The organism is Rhodococcus mengyinensis, from assembly GCF_048381435.1.
Taxonomy (GTDB): Bacteria; Actinomycetota; Actinomycetes; order Mycobacteriales; family Mycobacteriaceae; genus Rhodococcus_F; species Rhodococcus_F opacus_D.
Genome location: NZ_JBLWIT010000038.1, coordinates 1 through 18,468, shown reverse-complemented (window position 1 = coordinate 18,468; position 18,468 = coordinate 1). Strand labels below are relative to the sequence as shown.

The following is an 18,468-nucleotide window of genomic DNA, read 5'->3' as shown; positions in this document are numbered from 1 at the left end:
CGGGCCGGATCCTGGACAGGATGCCCCGACCTCTCGATCCGCTGCGGTCGTTCAAGGTGAAGACCGGTCTTCTCGTCGTGGCCGCGCTGTTCTTCGCGTCGCTGACGTTCTGGGTCACCGCTCGCTGGCCGTTCCGATACGCCCTGGTCCTGGCGTTGCTGGTGTCGTTGGCCGTGACCCAGATCCTCGCGCACGGCATGACGTCTCCGCTCCGCGCGATGACCGCCGCGGCCCGCGCGATGGCGACCGGCGACTATTCACGCCGGGTGCGGTCGACGTCGCGGGACGAGATCGGCGAACTGGCTCGCGCGTTCAACCAGATGGCCGAGGACCTCGAGGCCGCCGATCGGTATCGCCGCGAACTCATCGGCAACGTCTCGCACGAACTCCGCACACCGATCTCCGCTCTGCAGGCACTCCTCGAGAACGTCGTCGACGGAGTGGAGGAACCCGACCCCGCCCGGATGCGGGTGGCGCTCGACCAGACCGAGCGGCTCGGGCGCCTCGTCGCCGAGTTGCTGGACCTGTCGAGGGTGGAAGGCGGGGCGGTGCAACTCGAACGGGAGAACTTTCCGGTCCGTGAGTTCCTCGAGGATGTGGTGCGGCAGTCGGAGGACCCGCTGCGACCGCGGCGGGTGACCGTCGACGTGCAACCGCCGCATTTGCGCGCCGACGCGGACACCGCACGCTTGCATCAGGTGGTGACGAATCTCGTGGACAACGCGTTTCGGCACGGCCCGGCGCGCACCCGCGTGGTCGTCCGTGCCAGACCGGACGCCGGCGGCGTGATCATCGAGGTGGAGGACGACGGCCCCGGTATCGCGCCCGGCGAGCGGTCGCGGGTGTTCGAGCGGTTCACCCGCGGCGGCTCCACCGACGGTGGGACCGGCCTCGGTCTCGCCATCGCACGCTGGGCGGTGGATCTCCACGACGGCCGCATCGAGGTCGTCGACACCGCCGAAGGCTGCTGTATCCGGGTGAGTCTGCCCGCCGCCTGATTACCGATCCACAACCGGGACGCGACGTCCCGCGATGACGCCTGCCTTCATCCGGCAGCGACAACCAGGGAGGGAACCATGACCATCGCACCCCCACAACCCGCCGCGCCCACGTCGGGTGACTTCTGGCCGAGACGTGCCTGGCGCCGCGACCGGACGTCGATGGCTCCACGGCCGATCGTCCTCGCGGCCTTGGCGGCAGGCCTGGTCGCGGCGCTGACGCTGCAGGTCACGGTGGTCGGCCTCGGCTACGTCGTCACCGGCACTGCGGTGGCCGTCGCGGTGTTCGCCACGCGCAGGACGATGCCGACGGCTGTTCAGTCTGTCGCGATCCTCGGTGCCCTCGCCCTGCTGGCCGTGCTCAGCGTCCGCGGTGCGGGGTGGCTGGCCGCGGTCTGTGTGGCGCTGAGCTGGGTGGTCGGGTCGTTCGCCCTCGTCGGCGGACGCACGTGGACGGGGTTGGCGGCCGGGTCGTTCGCGTTGTGGTTCACACCGCTGCGGGTGGCGCGGTGGACGCGTCGAGGTGCGAGGCGGTGGCATTCGAGCGGGAAGGTGCCGGTGGGCCGCGCTCTCGGTGTCGCGGCAGTGACGGCCGTGCTGCTCCTGGTCTTCGGTTCGCTGTTCGCCGGCGCGGATGCCGGTTTCGCCGCCTTGCTCGGCAGGGCCGCACCGACCGTCCACGTGTCGAATCCGTTCGGGCGGTTCGTGCTCGGTGTCCTGGTGTGCGGGGGCACGCTGGGTGCCGCGTACCTGCTGAGGCGGACGCCCCGCGTCGACGCACTCGCCCCCGGGCCGGGGCGCCCGGTTGCCCGGTGGGAGTGGGTGTTTCCGCTCGCACTGCTGGATCTGTTGTTCCTCGGATTCGTCGCGGTGCAGTTGACGGTGCTGTTCGGTGGGAGCACGCACGTGCTGACCACGGCAGACCTGACGTACGCCGAGTACGCGCGACAGGGCTTCTGGCAGTTGCTGGCGGTGACCGCGCTGACACTGGTGGTGATCGCCGTCGCGGTCCGGAAGGCGGCGCGAGTGGAGGTCGTGGATCGCATCCTCGTGCGGGTGCTGCTCGGACTGCTCTGCGCGTTGACGCTCGTCGTCGTGGCCTCGGCGATCCACCGGATGTCGCTGTACGAGAACCAGTACGGGTACACGCGGTTGCGGGTGACCGTGACGGTGACGGAACTGTGGCTGGGGTTGGTGTTCGTGTTGCTCATCGCGGCAGGCGTCCGGTTGTCGGGGCGGTGGTTGCCGCGTGCCGTCCTGGCGTCCGCGGTGGGTGGGGTGCTGCTCCTCGCCGCGATCGATCCGGACGCCTACGTTGCCAGGAAGAACGTGGAACGGTTCGGCGAGACCGGGCGGATCGACGTGAGCTACCTCGGTTCGCTGTCCGTCGACGCCGTCCCCGCTCTCGATCGGCTGCCCGAACCGGAACGGTCGTGCGCCCTGTACCGACTCGACCGGCAGGTGAGGGGGGAGTCGCAGTGGTACGAGTACAACGCGGCACGCAGTCGCGCGAAGGAACTGCTGGCCGCGCATCCCGTCGGCTCGTGTGAGCGGGTGGGGTCGTAGCGGTTCTCGCGCCGTTTGCCGACGGATTTGCCGGAATCACAGGCAATTGCGTGGGAATCCGGCCAATGTCCGTGCGGCTGTGGCGCGCCGAGCGCGCGCCATACCCACCAGTGTGCACCGCGTCGGCGGTTATCCGACCGTCTCGGGCACCCGTGTCTGCGCGACCCACCGGCCGCGTTGCCGGGTGATCTCGATCGGGTGGTCGAAGCATTCGCTGATGTTGCCGGTGGTGAGGACGTCCGTGACGGGGCCCTGTGCGATCACCCGGCCGTCGCGGATGAGGACGGCGTGGGTGGTGGTGGTCGGGATTTCCTCGAGGTGGTGGGTGACGAGGATGCTGGCGAGGCTCGGGTACGCGACGCGCAGTTCGTCGAGTGCGGTGAGGAGTTGTTCTCGCGCAGCCAGATCCAGGCCGGTGGCGGGCTCGTCGAGCAGGAGGAGTTGCGGCTCGGCCATGAGCGCCCGCGCGATCAGGGCCCGTCCGCGTTCGCCCTGGGACAGGTTGGGCCACAGGGCATCCGCGTGCTTCTGCATGCCGAGGGAGGCGATGAGTTCGTCGGCGCGGGCGACCTGGCCGGCGGTCGGTGCCCACCTCGGCACGAACTCGGGCGTGTTGGTGAGGCCGGTCAGCACGACGTCGCGCACCGTCAGCGGCGCGTCGATCCGGTGTCGCGGGTTCACGTGCCCGATGTGGGCGCGCAACTCCCGCATGTCGACCCGGCCCAGCTGACGGCCGAGGACGTGGACGGTGCCGTGGGTCGGATGCGCGAAGGCGCCGAGCATGCTCAGCAGCGTGCTCTTGCCCGCACCGTTCGCGCCGAGCAGCACCCAGTGCTGTCCGCGTTCGATGTGGAGGGTGATGTCGCTGAGCAGATATCGCCCGCTCCGCACGAGGTCGACGTGGTCGGTGCTGACGACCGAGTTCGGGGTGGTCACTGATGTTCGCCTTTCCGCAGAATCGACATGGTCGGATCGAGGTTGGCGGCGGTGGCGGCGACAGCCGCCTCGGCATCGCCTGCTTCCAGCGCGCGCACCAGGTCGTCGTGTGCGCAGCTGGTGTCGGGTCGGCCCGGTTCGTGGTCGACGAGTTCGGCGAGCGCGTCGACGAGCAGCGGCCGGATCGAATCGAACAGGGCGGACAGGATCGAGTTGCCTGCGATCTCCAGGATCGCGGCGTGGAAGTCGAGGTCGGTCGCGACGAAGACGGCGGTCGACTCGGTGGTGCTGTCGTGCCGGGCCGACAGCCGCTCTCGCAGTCGCCGAAGGTCCTCGGGGCGTGCGCGTTCCGCGGCGAGCCGGGCGGCCTCGATCTCGAGGGCGCGCCGCACCTCGTACACCTCGAGCAGGCGCGCGCGGCGAAGCAGCTTTTCGAGTCGCGCACCGCCCGTGGGTGGTTTCGCGACGAACGTGCCGACACCGTGCCGCACGTCGAGCAGACCGTCGCGGGCGAGCAGCCGGACGGCCTCGCGGACGGAGGAACGGCCGACGCCGAGTTCGGTGGCCAGTTCGGCCTCGCTGGGGATGCGGCTGCCGAGGGCCCACTTGCCGTCACGGATCCGGGCGGCGAGGAGTTCCTCGAGCTGGGGAACCAACGGTCCGCTGCGGAGGGTGTGACGTCCGGCCATTCGGCGACGCTAGCACAGTCCTCAGACGTCTGAGGACTGTGTGGAGCCTATGGTGAACCGGAGAGAATCAACGCAGCAGAGGAGAGGTGCACCATGGCCATCGCCACCGCAGACCGTGTCACGCGGGAAGAGTTGCTCGACTTCGTCCGTCCGCGCCATCGCAGCGTGCTGATCACACGGAAGCGCTCCGGCGGCCTGCAGATCTCCCCGGTCACGTCGGGACTCGACTCGGAAGGGCGGATCGTCGTCGCCACCTACCCGCAGCGCGCCAAGGCCGCGAACGTGCGACACGACCCCGCCGTGAGCGTCTGCGTGCTCTCCGACGAGTTCAACGGCGCCTACGTGCAGATCGACGGCACGGCCGAGGTACTGGACATGCCCGACGCACTCGAGCCGCTGGTGGAGTACTTCCGCGGCATCTCCGGCGAGCATCCCGACTGGGACGAGTACCGGGACGCCATGCGGAAGCAGAACAAGAGCCTCATCCGGATCACCATCGACGAGTGGGGACCCATCGCGACCGGCGGCTTCCCGCCGGACGCCGATCGCGGATAGGTCCCTGCCACCTACTCGACGGCACCCGCCGAGCGCAGCTGCTCGATGCCCGACGGGTCGTAACCGGCCTGCGCGAGGATCGCATCGGTGTCCTGCCCGGGCCGCGGGGCCGGCCGGGGAACGGGCGCCGGGGTGCGGCTGAAGCGCGGTGCCGGTGCGGGCTGGCGGATGCCGCCCACCTCGATGAACGTCTCCCGTTCCTTGTTGTGGGGGTGCTCGTGCGCCTCCCACGGCGACAGGACGGGCGACACGCACGCGTCGGAATCGGCGAAGACGGCTGCCCAGTCGTCCCGCGGCCGGGTCGCGAACACCTCGGCGAGACGCTTCTTCAGTTCCGGCGCCGCATCGAGGTCGTACTGCAACGGCAGATCCTCACCGCTCAACCCCAGCACGTCGAGGAGTTCACCGTAGAAGTGCGGTTCGACGCACCCGACCGCCACGTGCAGACCGTCGGCGCACTCGTAGGTGTCGTAGAAAGCGGCGGCCCCGTCGAGGACGTTCCGCTCCCGACCCTCCTGCCACAGACCGGCGGCGTTCATGCCGTGGACGAACGCCGTCAGCAGCGCCGCGCCGTCGACCATGGACGCGTCCACCACCTGTCCGCGGCCCGACCGGGAACGCTCGTGCAGCGCGGCCAGGATCCCCATCGCCAACATCAGGCCGCCACCGCCGAAGTCGCCCAACAGGTTCAGCGGCGGCACCGGCCGCTCGCCGGCGCGCCCGATGGGTTCGAGCGCGCCCGCGAGCGCGATGTAGTTGATGTCGTGCCCGGCCCGCGGTGCGAGGGGTCCGTCCTGGCCCCAGCCGGTCATGCGCCCGTAGATCAGTCCGGGGTTGCGGGACAGGCAGTCGTCGGGGCCGATGCCCAGGCGTTCCGCGACGCCGGGACGGAAACCCTCGACGAGGATGTCGGCTGTTTCGACGAGTGTCAGGACGGCCTCCAGCCCCTCCGGAGTCCGCAGGTTCACGGCGATCGATCGTCGTCCGCGGTCGAGTACACCCGACGGCGCCATCAGCCCGCTGCCGCCGTCACCTGCCCGTTCGATGCGGATCACGTCCGCGCCGAGGTCGGCGAGGATCATGCAGCCGAACGGGGCGGGCGCGAGGCTCGCGATCTCGACGACGGTCAGCCCGCTCAGCGGCCCGCCGGTCACGACACCCCCTGCGCGTCGCGGGGCAGTCCGAGCATGCGTTCCCCGATCACGTTGAGCTGCACCTCGGTGGTGCCGCCGTAGATGGTGGTGGCGCGGCCGGCGATCAACTGCTCCATCGCCTTGTCGCTCGGCTCCCCGGGAATGCTGACGGCGCCCGCTGCCCCCAGTTCGGCGACGACGAATTCGGCGATCGACTGTCCGAGGCCCATACCGAGCAGCTTCCCGACGCTGGACGTGGTGCTCACGTCCGCCCCCGACAGCTGCTTCAGCACGATCCGTGAACCGATCAGATCGATTGCCTGGCTCTCGGCCACCAGTTCGCCGACGCGGAAGCGTGCCAGCGGGCCGAGGTCGCGGCCGCGGGCGAACTGCAGCAGATCCTTGTCGGTGGCGTAGGCCTCCATCTTCTGGCTCAGGGCCACCCGCTCGCCGGCGAGGGTCGTGCGGGCCACGTTCCAGCCGTCGTTCACGTTCCCGACCACGTTCTCGTCCGGGATGAACACGTCGTCGAGGAAGACTTCGTTGAACAGGGCCGAGCCGGTCATCTCGCGCAGCGGCCGGACGGTGACCCCCGGCGTCGACATGTCCAGCACGAAGTACGTGATGCCCTCGTGTTTCGGCCTGGACGGGTCGGTGCGGGCGATCAGCATCGCCCAATCGGAGAACTGTGCCACCGTGGTCCAGATCTTCTGCCCGGTCACCGTCCAGCCGCCGTCGACCTTCTCGGCCTTGGTGGTCAGCGACGCCAGGTCGGAACCGGCCCCCGGTTCGCTGAACAGCTGGCACCACACGAGATCGCCGCGCAGCGTGGGGACGGCGAGATCCCGCTTCTGCGCGTCCGTGCCGTGGGCGACGACGGCCTGCACCGCCCAGCCGCCCATGAGCAGCTGCGGCATCGGGATTCCGGCGGCCTTGATCTCCTGGGCGATGACGATCTGCTCGAGCGGGGACGCGCTGCGCCCGTACGGTTTCGGCAGGTGCGGCTGCACCCAGCCGCCGTCGCCGAGTGCGATCAGCTGGTCGTCCTCGTCGAGGCCCACCAGCGGGGCGAGTTCCGCCCGCACCTCGGTGCGGATCGTGTCGGCTTCGTCCGGCAGTTCCAGTTCGGAGGTGCGGGCGGTGCCTGCGAGGGACTGGTCGGCCACCCGGGTGGCCCGCTCCTCGCGGGTGCCGAGGAGCCCCCGGATGGCCAGCGCCCGGCGGTAGAACAGGTGTGCGTCGTGCTCCCAGGTGAATCCGATGCCGCCGTGGACCTGGATGCAGTCCTGTGCGCACTGCACCGCGGCATCGGGAACGACGACGGCGGCGATGTCTGCGGCGAAATCGGCGGTGTCGTCGGCGTTGTCGAGGGCGGAGGCGGCATCCCACAGCACCGCGCGCGCCTTCTCCAGGGCGATGCCCATGTGGGCGCACTTGTGCTTGACGCCCTGGAACTGGCCGATCGGTCGCCCGAACTGCACCCGCGTCTTCGCGTACTCGGATGCGGTGGACACGCACCACGACATCACACCGATCGCCTCCGCACCGAGAACGACGGTGGCGACGGACCGGACGCGCTGCGCGCTCAGACCGTCGAGGATCCGGTCGGCGCCCACGTGAACGGCGTCGACCGTGATCCGTGTCGAACCGCGGAGCACGTCGATGCTGTCCTGCACCGTGACGGTGACGTCCGCGGAATCGACAACGGCCCAGCGAATGTCGTCGCCGACGGTGATCGGGAGTAGCAGGATATCGGCGTGTTCGCCGCCGAGAACCGCGTCCGCGACCCCGGTGACGCGGTATCCGCCCTCGTGCGCCGATGCGTCGAGTGGGCGGCCCAACGCGACTGCGGCGGTGTGTGATCCGTCGAGAAGGCCCGGCATCACCTCGATGCCGACCTTGGAATCCGCGGCCGCCACGAGCGCGGCGGACAGCGCGGTGGGGACGAACGGACCCGGGGCGGCGGTCCGCCCCAGCGCTTCGAGAGCCACCGCCAACGTGAGGAGCCCGGCGCCGTGACCGCCCCTGTCCTCGGGGACGTGCAGTCCCAGCAGGTCCTGGCCGACGAGAGCATCCCAGAACGGCGGAAACTTCTCCTCGCTGGTGGACTCGACCGCGGACCGGACATGATCGGAGGTGATGGTGTGTTCGGCGAAAGCGCGGACCGAGTCGGCGAGGGCCCGGTGTTCCTCGGTCAGTCCGAGCCCGAGCTCGTACGTGTTCTTGGCCATGTCGGGGCCCTTCAGCCGAGCCGGTCGGCGAGGTCGGCGACGGTCCACGGGCCGTCGCTCTCGATGGTCGTGACGTCGTGCCAGCCGGCGAGCTCGGAGATGGCACCGCCCTGCACGGCGAACACCTTGCCGGTGATCTTGCAGTTCGCGTCGGCGAGACGCGCGACGAGCGGAGAGATGTTGGTGGGGCTGAACGCGTCGAACTCGCCCTCCGGCACCTCCTCGGCGAACAGCGCGCCCATACCCGGGGTGGCCAGGGTGAGCCGGGTGCGGGCGATCGGGGCGATCGCGTTGACCCGGACGCCGTAGCGTTCGAGCTCGTCCGCCGCGACCAGGGTGAGTGCGGCGATGCCCGCTTTCGCGGCGCCGTAGTTGGCCTGGCCCGCATTGGGCATGAACGTGCCCGACGCCGACGCGGTGTTGATCACGGACGCGTTCACGGTCTCACCTGCCTTGGTCTGCGCCTTCCAGTACGCCGCCGCGTGATGCAGAGTGGCGGCGTGTCCCTTGAGATGCACGGCGATGACGGCGTCCCACTGGCTTTCGGTCATGCCCGCGATGAAGGCGTCCCGCAGGATGCCCGCGTTGTTGACGAGGACGTCGAGGCGGCCGAATTCGCTCACCGCTTGGCCGACGAGTCCTTCGGCGCCGTCCCAGGACGCGACGTTGTCGGTGTTCGCGACGGCCCTGCCGCCCGCGGCGACGATCTCGTCGACCACCTGCTGAGCCGGGCCCGCGTCCTCGCCGGTGCCGTCGTTCGCGCCGCCGAGGTCGTTGACGACCACGGCAGCGCCCTCACGGGCGAAGAGCAGTGCGTGTTCCCGGCCGATTCCGCGTCCGGCGCCGGTGACGATGGCCACCCGTCCGTCGAGTGTTCCCATGTGCGTACTCCTAGGTTTCTGTGTCCGCGATGACGGCGAGGCCGTCCTTGATGACGAGTTCGTTGCCGACGCTGGTCTCGTAGGCGTACGACGTTGTCCCGCGCGTGGACTCGCCGACCTGCCGGAACTGCGTGGCGATGTCCTGGCCGGGCAGAACGGGTTTCGCGAACCGCACCGCGAGCCGGCGGAGCCGTTCGACCCTGCCGTCGGCGAGTTCGGTGAGCGCCGCCCACGACGTGAACGCCATGGTGCACAGGCCGTGGTTGATGATTCCGGGAAGTCCGGACATCCGGGCGATCTCGTCGTCCAGGTGGATCGGCATCGGATCACCGGAGGCGGGGGAGTACCGGAACGTCTGGTTCTCGTCGATGTGCTGGGTGATCGACGCGACCGGGGCCTGTCCGCGGAGGGACTCGTCGAACCGGTGCGCGGGTGCCTGCTCGCCGAGTCCGGCTCCCGCGTCGACCTTCCGGAAGAACGCGGTCATCCACTGCTCGTTGACCAGTTCGCCGCCGTCCGTCGTGGTTTCGACGTAGACGACGACGGTGGAGCCGTTCTCCCGGCCCTCGAATCCGATCGGTTTCGCGCGGACCACGAGGTTGTCGCCGGGACGGATCGGACGGTGGAAGTGGAAATCCTGCTCCCCGTGCACGAGTTTCATGAGCAGTTCGACTGGGGCGACGGACAGTGCCGCCGGTGCCATCGACGTGAACGCGGGGACCACGGCGAACACCGGTGGCGCGACCTCGCCGGCGAGGTGGCGTGCGATGGGATCGTTGGTGGCCGCGGCGTAGTCGGCGATGCGCTCGGCGGTGACCTCGAACCGCTGCGGATCGGTCCACTCACCGAGGCCGCTCGTGTCGAATTCGACTGTGGGGGTGGTCATGCGGATCAACCCACCATGTCGGCGAACCCTGCCAGGGACGCCTCCAGATCCGCCTTGGCGTTCTTGGCGACGGCCTTGCCGATGGGGCCGACGATCATCGTGCCGGTGAAACTCGCGTCGATGATCGCCGTGGATCCGGCGCCGTCCGGCTCGACCTTCAGCGTGAATTCGACGGTGACCCCCGCCATGCCGGTGCCGGAAATCTTCACCATCTCGGGCACCTGCACCTCGGTGACGGTCCACTCGATCTTGTTGGCCATGCCCATCACGGAGACGACCTCGGTGAACTTCGATCCGAGTGCCACCTCGGCGGGGATCTCGCTCTTCCACGACTGGTGGATGGTGAGCCACTCCTCCCAGCGGGACAGGTCGGAGAGCGCGTCCCACGCCTTGTCGGGGGAGGCGGGAAGGGACGCTGCGACGGAAACGGAAGCCATGGTGTACTCCTGGTGTTCGAGGTGGAAGGAATTGTGCGAGAGACGGATCAGAGTGCGCGGTAGGCGGTGACGACGACGGCACCGCCGAGGCCGATGTTGTGCTGAAGGGCGACCACGGCGCCGTCGACCTGGCGCTTGTCGGCCGTGCCGCGGAGTTGCCAGGTGAGTTCGCTGCACTGGGCGAGTCCGGTGGCGCCGAGGGGATGTCCCTTGGAGATGAGACCGCCGGACGGGTTGACCACCCAGCGCCCGCCGTACGTGGTGTCGTCGTTGTCGACGAGTTTGCCGCCCTCGCCCTCGCCGCACAGGCCGAGCGCCTCGTAGGTCAGCAGTTCGTTGGTGGAGAAGCAGTCGTGGAGTTCGATGACGTCGATGTCGTCCGGTCCGATGCCTGCCTGTTCGTACACGCGGGCCGCGGCCGTGCGGGTCATGTCCGCGCCGACCAGGCTGATCGCGCTCCGGTCGTCGAATGTGCTCGGGAGGTCGGTGACCATGGACTGGCCGACGATCTCCACGGCCTGCCCGGCGAGGTCGTGCTTGTCGACGAACTCCTCGCTCACGACGATGACGGCGCCGGAGCCGTCGGAGGTGGGGGAGCACTGCAGTTTGGTGAGGGGCCCGTAGATCGGCTTCGAGCCGAGGATCTCGTCGAGTGTGTACTCGTCCTGGAACTGGGCGTACGGGTTGTTCTGTGAGTGGCGGTGGTTCTTCACGCCGATCTTGGCGAACTGTTCCGCCGTGGTCCCGAAGCGTTCCATGTGTTCCTTGCCCGCGGCGCCGAACATGTAGGGGGCCGGCGGCATCGCGAACTCCTGAAGTTCGGCGAGCGCGAGGAGATGGCGCATCATCGGCTGTTCCCGGTCGTCGTACGTGGACCCGAGCGAACCGGCCTGCATCTTCTCGAAGCCCAGCGCGAGCGTGCAGTCGACCTGACCGCTCCGGACGGCCTGCGTGGCGAGGAAGAGTGCGGTCGACCCCGTCGAACAGTTGTTGTTGACGTTCACGATGGGAATGCCGGTGAGGCCGAGTTCGTAGACGGCCCGCTGTCCCGACGTCGATTCGCCGTACACGTATCCGACGTACGCCTGCTCCACGAGCCCGTACTCGATTCCGGCGTCCGCGAGTGCCCTGCCGCCGGCCTCGCGCGCCATGTCGGGGTAGTCCCACTCGCGTGCACCCGGCTTCTCGAACTTCGTCATCCCGACGCCGACGACGAACACCCTGTTACCCATTGCGGCTCCCTAGAGTCCGGAGAAATGTGTGTGTGACACCCTGTCCCACCAAAGTATGTGAGACAGTCTGTCCAGTCAACAGTTGGATGGGTAACGTGTGCGTGATGCCGGACAAAGTGGAAACCGCCGCGTCGCCCCAGGGCGACGGCCGCGCCACGCGCTGGGAGGACCACAAGGCGGAACGCCGAAGCCGGATTCTCGAAGCCGCGATGGACGCCATCAACGAGGACGGCCCCGACGTGGGCGTCCAGCAGATCGCGAACCGCGCCGACGTGCCGCGGTCGGTGGTCTACCGGATCTTCACCGATCGTGGCGACCTCGACGAGCAGCTGCGCGGACGCATCATCGAACGACTGATGGCGGACCTCGCGCCCACGTTGACACCGGAGGGGACCGTCGGCGAGGCGATCGCGCGCGCGGTCGAGACGTACCTGCGGTGGATCATGGAATATCCACGGCTCCACCAATTCCTCGGCACCGGATCGCCGAGCAGGCGCACCACCGGCTCGCGTGTAGTGACCGGAACGAAGACCGCGATCGCGCTCCAGCTGTCCGGTCTGCTCGCGACGGTCCTCGACACGGTGGCCGGCAATTCGGATCTCGCCGAGTCGCTGGCCTTCGGGTTGGTGGGACTCGTGGATGCCAGCGTCAACCGGTGGCTGAGCAACCCGCAGTCGGCGCTCGGCAGCGACGAGCTGGCCGAGTTCCTGGAGGTGTCGATCTGGCAAGTGCTGCACGGCAATCTGGCGCGGATCGGCGTCACCATCGACCCGTCGACCCCGGTGTCGGAACTGCAGTAGTCGGCCGGCCGTGGCCAGCTACCATGGCTTTCATGCCCTCCCGGCGAGGTTCACCGGCCGCTTCCGAGCAGGCCTGGGTGTCGGACACGGCGGTCGGCGACGCCGTCGCGCGCTTCGCCAGTGCCTGGGAGTCCTCGTCGTCCGCGCCCGATCTGGTCGCCTACCTGCCCGTGTCTCCCGCGCTCCGCCGGGTCACGCTCATCGAACTCGTCAAGGTCGACCTCGAGAACCGCTGGCTGCGCGGCGACCACCCGAAGCGGCTCGACCAATACTGTGAGGAGCTGCCGGAACTGCGGCGGTGGCCGTTGCCGCCGGATCTGCTGTACGAGGAGTTCCACATCCGGCGGCGCAGCGGGGAGTCGGTCGAGGCGAGCGAATACACGCAGAATTTTCCGGGTCAGGCCGGTGAGCTCGACGAACTGCTCGGCACCGGCGAGTACCAGAGCACGGCGCTCCATCGCGGGGAGACGACGCTGTCGGTGTCTCCGGGGAGCGGCGGAACGCTCGACGATCTGGAGGTGGGCCAGCGGATCGACGATTTCGATCTCGTGACCGGTCTCGGCAGGGGCGCGTTCGCGCGGGTGTTCCTGGCCCGGCAGCGGTCGCTGCAACGGATGGTCGCCGTCAAGATTTCCCTGGACCACGGCACCGAGCCGCAGACTCTGGCCCAGTTCGACCACGACTACATCGTCCGGGTCTTCGATCAACGCCTCCTCGCGGGCCGTGACCTGAGACTGCTGTACATGCAGTACGTGCCGGGCGGCACCCTCCTCGACGTGGTCGGGCGGGTCCGTGAGACTCCGCCGGAAGCGCGCAGCGGCGCCGTGCTGCTGGACGCGATCGACCGGGCCCTGGTCGGGCGAGGCGAGATCCGGCCCAGCGAATCCGGGGTGCGCCGGGAGATCGCGACGCTGACCTGGCCGGAGACGGTCGCCTGGCTCGGCCGGCGGCTCGCGGAGGCGCTCGACTACGCCGGACGCCACGGCGTCCTGCACCGCGACGTCAAACCGGCGAACGTGTTGCTGACGACGGAGGGCGTCCCCAAGCTCGCCGACTTCAACATCAGCTTCAGCCGCAACGTCGCCGGGTCGAGTCCGGTCGCGTACTTCGGCGGCTCGCTGGCCTACATGTCACCCGAACAGCTCGAGGCGATCCACCCGGACCGGCCGGGCGCACCCGGCGATCTCGACACCCGCAGCGACCTGTATTCGCTCGCGGTCGTCCTGTGGGAGTTGCTGACCGGCAGAAGGCCTTTCGACGACAGCGACGCCGAACTGCACTCCCACCCGCCCGGCGACCGCACCACTCTCGACGCGATGCTCGCGCGGCGGCGCGGACCGGACGAACCGGCCGCCGACGCGCTGCCCGCCGACTGTCCGAACGCGCTGCGGCGAGTGTTGCTGAAATCGCTGGCGCCGGCACCGAAGGATCGGTTCTCCTCCGGTACCGAACTCGCCCAGCAGCTCGACGTCTGCCTCGACGCGCACGCCCGAGATCTGGTCGATCCGCCGCCGGGAAGCTGGCGGCTGCGGATGCGGCGGTGGACGCACCCGATCATGTTCCTGGCCATCGCAGTTCCCAATCTGCTGGCGATCCTCTACAGCTACCAGCACAACAGCACCCTGATCATCAGCAAGCTGCCGCCCGCCGCGCAGGAGAACTTCGAGCGGATCACCCGGATCGACTACACGGTCGCGTTCCTCATCGGAGCCGTGGGCACGGTGTCGATGGTGATCTACCTGACGATGGTGGCCGGCGGGCTGCGCCGGGGGCGGGTCTACACCGGCGCCCAGCTCGCCCGGGCGCGCCGGGACACCCTGCTGCTCGGCCAGCGGTGTGCACTGCTCTGCCTCGGGCTGTGGATCGTCAGCGGCCTCGTCGTGCCGATCACGTTGGAGGTGAGCGGCAGTCAGGTTCCGTGGAACACGATCGTCCACTTCACCGCATCTCAGCTCGTGTGCGGAGCGATCGCGGTGGTCTACCCGTTCTTCTTCGTGAACTTCTACGCCGTCCGCTGCCTCTACCCGGTGTTTCTGCGGCACGGCGAGATCAGTGCGTCCGACGCCCGGATGTTGAAGCGGTTGGGGCGCCGCAGCACGTTCTTCCTCGCCGCGGCCGCCGCCGTGCCGCTGCTCGGGATCGCGGGAGCCACGTTCATTCCCCCGGAGGACCTGCCCCGGGTGATCGTCGCGCTCCGCGTCCTGTGCGTCGGCAGCGTCGTCGCGTTCGTGGCGGCCTACTGGATGTTCCGGTTGCTGTCCGAGGACCTGCACGCGCTGGAGCGCGTCGTGTCAGGCGCGCCGCGGCACGAGTGATCAGGCCGAACCCGTGAATGTCAGCCACAGCAGCGAGACGTTGAGCACGACGATCAATGACGCCGCCACCCAGGCGGCGACCGTGGTGGCCGTCGCGTTGCGGTGGACGCCCATCAGGTCGCGGCTCGACGTCATCCGCACGAGTGGAATCACCGCGAACGGGATGCACAGGCTGAGAACGACCTGACTGAGGACGAGCGCGAACGTGGGATCGACGCCGATCGCCAGCACGACCAGTGCGGGAATCAGGGTGACCACCCGGCGCAGCAACAGGGGGATGCGCATCGACAGCAGGCCGTACATGATCTCGGAGCCGGCGGCGCAGCCGATCGACGTGGACGCCAGGCCGGACGCCAGCAGTCCGACGGCGAAGACGACGGCGACTGTGGGGCCGAGCGAACTCTGGATGGCGGCGTGCGCGCCGTCGATCGAGTCGGTGCCCGGAATGCCGCGCAGGGCGGAGGCGGCGAGCAGCAGCATGCCGATGTTCACCGCGCCCGCCACGATCAGGGCACCGACCACGTCCCACTTCGTCACCCGCAGCAGTCGCGCGAGGCGGGGGCCTTCCAGGTCGTTCCCGTGCCGGTCGCGGGCGAGGGCGGAGTGGAGGTAGATCGCGTGCGGCATCACGGTGGCGCCGAGCATGCTCGCGGCGAGCAGGACCGTCTCGGTGCCCTCGAAACGCGGCACGAGTCCGGCGAGCGCGTCCGTACCCGACACGTCGGTGAACGCGAGTCCGGTGAGGAACCCGACGGTGATGATCGTCAGGAGTCCCATCACGACGAACTCGAACGTCCGCTGACCGCGGCGGCTCTGGATCGACAGGATGCCCATCGACACGACGCCCGTGATCAGCCCTCCGACGAAGAGGGGAACGCCGAACAGGAGATTGAGTGCGATCGCGCCGCCGATCACCTCGGCGAGGTCGGTCGCGATCGCCATCGCCTCCGCCTGCAGCCAGAACGCGCGACGGTTCCCGGTCCGCAGGCGGGTCCCCAGCATTTCGGGCAGTGATTTGCCGGTGACCAGCCCGAGTTTCGCGGACAGGTACTGCACCAGCACGGCCATGGCATTGGCGAGAACGAGGACCCAGACGAGTAGGTACCCGTACTTCGCGCCCGCGGTGAGGTTGGCGGCCACGTTTCCGGGGTCGACGTACGCGATGGCAGCCACGAAGGCGGGCCCGATGAGCGCGACAGTTCGGATACTGCCCTTGCGGGGCGTGCGGCGCGGGAGGAGAGGGCGGGGTGCCTCGATGCTCACGGAGCTCCTGGTCGTGGTCTGCGGATCTACCTGCTGATTCGTATATCCGCACTATAGATTTAGGGATAACGAACTTTCAAGCGTGGGGTGCGGATCGGCCCGGAATTGCCACCTCCGGCGCTATATTGACTAGAACGTGTTCTACTCGCGGTGGAAGGGAGTCCCGATGGGACAGGTTCTCGACAGAATCGACGGCGTCGCCGAGGAGATTCGCGGGCAGGCCGTCCGGTCGGAGGCGGATTGCCGGCTCACCGACACCGCCGCAGCCCTCCTGCGCGACTCCGGCGCGATCCGGTTGCTGCAGCCCAAGCTCTACGGCGGCTACGAGGTGCACCCCCGCGAGTTCGCCGAGACCGTCATGGGAGTCGCCGCACTCGACGGGGCGAGCGGATGGGTCACCGGGATCGTCGGCGTGCACCCGTGGGAACTGGCGTTCGCCGACCCGCAGGTGCAGGAGGAGATCTGGGGCGAGGACAACGACACGTGGATGGCGTCGCCGTATGCGCCCATGGGTGTCGCGACACCGGTCGACGGCGGGTACGTCCTGACGGGACGGTGGTCGTTCTCGTCCGGAACCGACCACTGTCAGTGGGCCTTCCTCGGGGCGATGGTCGGCGACGGCGAGGGTGGCATCGCGGTGCCGCCGTCGTCGCTGCACGTGATTCTGCCGCGCACCGACTATCAGATCGTCGAGGACACGTGGGACGTCATCGGCCTGCGCGGAACGGGAAGCAAGGACCTGATCGTCGACGGTGCCTTCGTCCCGGGCTACCGGACGTTGAACGCGGCGAAGGTGATGGACGGACGTGCGCAGAAGGAGGCGGGCAGGCCGGAGCCGTTGTTCAACATGCCGTACTCGTGCATGTTCCCGCTCGGCATCACCGCCGCCGTCATCGGCATCACCGAGGGCGCGCTGGCCTGTCACATCGCGGTGCAGAAGGACCGCGTCGCCATCACGGGCCAGAAGATCAAGGAGGATCCCTACGTGCTCAGTGCGATAGGAGAGTCCGCCGCCGAGATCAATGCGTCGCGGGTCTCCCTCATCGAGACCGCCGACCGGTTCTACGACAAGGTCGACGCGGGCAAGGAGATCACGTTCGAGGAGCGGGCGATCGGACGCCGCACCCAGATCGCCGCGGCCTGGCGTGCGGTGCGTGCCGTGGACGAGATCTTCGCGCGCGCCGGCGGCGGCGCGCTGCACTACAAGACGCCGATGCAACGGTTCTGGCGGGACGCGCACGCCGGCCTGGCCCACGCGGTTCACGTTCCCGGACCCACCAACCACGCGAGCGCGCTCACCCAGCTCGGCGGCGAACCGCAGGGAATGATGCGCGCCATGATCTGAAAGCGCCGGGAGGCCGAGGCGCGCGCCCCGGCCTCCCGGCATCGGATCAGACTGCGGCTGCGGTGAATCCGGTCTCGAGGTCGGCGAGGATGTCGTCGATACCCTCGATGCCGACAGCCAGCCGGACCAGTCCGGGAGTCACACCGGCGGCGAGCTGCTCCTCCGGGGTGAGCTGCGAGTGCGTCGTCGACGCCGGGTGGATCACCAGCGAGCGCACGTCGCCGATGTTCGCGACGTGACTGTGCAGGGTGAGCGCGTTGACGAACTTCTTGCCGGCATCGACACCGCCGGCCAGTTCGAACGTCACGATCGCACCCGGACCCTTCGGAGTGAGCTGCCGTGCGCGCTCGTGCCACTGCGAGGACGGCAGACCCGCGTAGGCCACGGACGTGACCTCCGGGCGGGCCTCGAGGAACTCGGCCACCTTCTGGGCGTTGGCGACGTGCCGCTCCACGCGCAGGCTGAGGGTCTCGATGCCCTGCGCGATGAGGAACGCGTTGAACGGGGCGACCGCGGAACCCAGGTCGCGGAGCAACTGCACGCGCGCCTTCAGCGCGTAGGCCGGGGCGCCGAGGTCCGCGAAGACGACACCGTGGTAGCTCGGGTCCGGCGTGGTGAAGTTGCCGTGGCGGCCCTGGGTCCAGTCGAACGTGCCGCCGTCGACGATGACACCGGCGATCGCCGTGCCGTGACCGCCGAGGTACTTGGTGGCCGAGTGCACCACGATGTCGGCGCCGTGCTTCAGCGGCTGCAGCAGATACGGTGTGGCCACCGTGTTGTCGACGATCAGCGGGATCCCGTTGTCGTGGCCGACCTTCGAGATTCCCGGGATGTCCAGGATGTGGTTCTTCGGGTTGGCGATCGTCTCGCCGTAGAACGCCTTGGTGTTCGGGCGGACGGCGCTGCGCCACTGCTCGAGGTCGTCGGGGTCCTCCACGAACGACACCTCGATGCCGAGCTTGGGCAGCGTGTAGTGGAAGAGGTTGTAGGTGCCGCCGTACAGGTACGGGCTGGAGACGATGTGGTCGCCCGCCTCCGCGAGGTTCAGCACCGCAAAGGTTTCCGCGGCCTGCCCGGAGGACAGCAGCAGTGCGGCGACGCCGCCCTCGAGGGCGGCGATGCGCTGCTCGACCGCGTCCTGGGTGGGGTTCATGATGCGGGTGTAGATGTTGCCCGGCTCGGCCAGACCGAACAGCGCGGC

Annotated in this window: 16 protein-coding genes; 6 read left to right on the top strand and 10 right to left on the bottom strand. The window is 68.9% G+C overall.

Annotation, left to right across the window (positions count from 1 at the left end):
- Positions 1–20: 20 nt before the first annotated feature.
- Together ACNJ7E_RS04835 and ACNJ7E_RS04830 are read left to right on the top strand one after the other, a co-directional pair.
- Entirely contained in the window at positions 21–998 is a 978-nt protein-coding gene (locus ACNJ7E_RS04835) for a HAMP domain-containing sensor histidine kinase (protein WP_280778544.1), read from the top strand.
- Positions 999–1,076: 78 nt separating this feature from the next.
- A complete protein-coding gene (locus ACNJ7E_RS04830) occupies positions 1,077–2,564 on the top strand; it encodes a DUF4153 domain-containing protein (RefSeq protein ID WP_418339291.1) in 1,488 nt (495 codons plus the stop codon).
- A 129-nt stretch (positions 2,565–2,693) separates the two neighbouring features.
- Here the strand turns inward: ACNJ7E_RS04830 and ACNJ7E_RS04825 are convergent, their stop codons facing one another.
- Together ACNJ7E_RS04825 and ACNJ7E_RS04820 are read right to left on the bottom strand one after the other, a co-directional pair.
- Positions 2,694–3,500, bottom strand: coding sequence for an ABC transporter ATP-binding protein (locus tag ACNJ7E_RS04825; protein ID WP_280778542.1), 807 nt, complete (start codon positions 3,498–3,500; stop codon positions 2,694–2,696).
- Positions 3,497–4,189 (bottom strand): FadR/GntR family transcriptional regulator, encoded by a 693-nt coding sequence (locus tag ACNJ7E_RS04820; protein ID WP_418339290.1) that lies wholly within the window; start codon positions 4,187–4,189, stop codon positions 3,497–3,499. The genes ACNJ7E_RS04825 and ACNJ7E_RS04820 overlap by 4 nt, the downstream gene beginning before the upstream one ends.
- A gap of 93 nt (positions 4,190–4,282) precedes the next feature.
- Here ACNJ7E_RS04820 and ACNJ7E_RS04815 point away from each other — a divergent pair, with 93 nt between their 5' ends.
- Positions 4,283–4,744 (top strand): PPOX class F420-dependent oxidoreductase, encoded by a 462-nt coding sequence (locus ACNJ7E_RS04815; RefSeq protein WP_280778540.1) that lies wholly within the window; start codon positions 4,283–4,285, stop codon positions 4,742–4,744.
- Between the two features lie 11 nt (positions 4,745–4,755).
- Here ACNJ7E_RS04815 and ACNJ7E_RS04810 read toward each other — a convergent pair whose 3' ends face one another.
- From ACNJ7E_RS04810 to ACNJ7E_RS04785, 6 genes are read right to left on the bottom strand one after another with little or no spacing between them, the layout of a single operon-like run.
- On the bottom strand, positions 4,756–5,898 hold the full coding sequence (locus tag ACNJ7E_RS04810) for a CaiB/BaiF CoA transferase family protein (protein ID WP_418339289.1): 1,143 nt from the start codon (positions 5,896–5,898) through the stop codon (positions 4,756–4,758).
- Positions 5,895–8,108, bottom strand: a complete 2,214-nt coding sequence (locus ACNJ7E_RS04805; RefSeq protein WP_418339288.1) for an acyl-CoA dehydrogenase family protein — start codon at positions 8,106–8,108, stop codon at positions 5,895–5,897. Before ACNJ7E_RS04805 ends, ACNJ7E_RS04810 begins: the two co-directional genes overlap by 4 nt.
- Positions 8,109–8,119: 11 nt before the next feature.
- Entirely contained in the window at positions 8,120–8,989 is an 870-nt protein-coding gene (locus tag ACNJ7E_RS04800) for an SDR family oxidoreductase (RefSeq protein ID WP_280778537.1), read from the bottom strand.
- A gap of 10 nt (positions 8,990–8,999) precedes the next feature.
- Entirely contained in the window at positions 9,000–9,875 is an 876-nt protein-coding gene (locus tag ACNJ7E_RS04795; protein ID WP_418339287.1) for a MaoC/PaaZ C-terminal domain-containing protein, read from the bottom strand.
- Between the two features lie 5 nt (positions 9,876–9,880).
- Positions 9,881–10,312, bottom strand: a complete 432-nt coding sequence (locus tag ACNJ7E_RS04790; RefSeq protein WP_280778535.1) for a type II toxin-antitoxin system Rv0910 family toxin — start codon at positions 10,310–10,312, stop codon at positions 9,881–9,883.
- 47 nt (positions 10,313–10,359) lie between these two features.
- Entirely contained in the window at positions 10,360–11,544 is a 1,185-nt protein-coding gene (locus tag ACNJ7E_RS04785; protein ID WP_280778534.1) for a lipid-transfer protein, read from the bottom strand.
- 104 nt (positions 11,545–11,648) lie between these two features.
- Here ACNJ7E_RS04785 and ACNJ7E_RS04780 point away from each other — a divergent pair, with 104 nt between their 5' ends.
- Both ACNJ7E_RS04780 and ACNJ7E_RS04775 read left to right on the top strand, forming a co-directional pair.
- Positions 11,649–12,344 (top strand): TetR/AcrR family transcriptional regulator, encoded by a 696-nt coding sequence (locus ACNJ7E_RS04780; RefSeq protein WP_418339286.1) that lies wholly within the window; start codon positions 11,649–11,651, stop codon positions 12,342–12,344.
- A gap of 23 nt (positions 12,345–12,367) precedes the next feature.
- Entirely contained in the window at positions 12,368–14,659 is a 2,292-nt protein-coding gene (locus ACNJ7E_RS04775) for a serine/threonine-protein kinase (protein WP_418339285.1), read from the top strand.
- On the opposite strand, the gene ACNJ7E_RS04770 is transcribed toward ACNJ7E_RS04775, so the two are convergent.
- Positions 14,660–15,922 (bottom strand): Nramp family divalent metal transporter, encoded by a 1,263-nt coding sequence (locus ACNJ7E_RS04770; RefSeq protein WP_418339284.1) that lies wholly within the window; start codon positions 15,920–15,922, stop codon positions 14,660–14,662.
- A gap of 166 nt (positions 15,923–16,088) precedes the next feature.
- Here ACNJ7E_RS04770 and ACNJ7E_RS04765 point away from each other — a divergent pair, with 166 nt between their 5' ends.
- Positions 16,089–17,267, top strand: a complete 1,179-nt coding sequence (locus tag ACNJ7E_RS04765) for an acyl-CoA dehydrogenase family protein (protein ID WP_105414235.1) — start codon at positions 16,089–16,091, stop codon at positions 17,265–17,267.
- Positions 17,268–17,313: 46 nt separating this feature from the next.
- Here the strand turns inward: ACNJ7E_RS04765 and ACNJ7E_RS04760 are convergent.
- Positions 17,314–18,468: bifunctional o-acetylhomoserine/o-acetylserine sulfhydrylase (locus tag ACNJ7E_RS04760; protein WP_418339283.1), on the bottom strand; the 1,155-nt coding region annotated here is incomplete at its 5' end.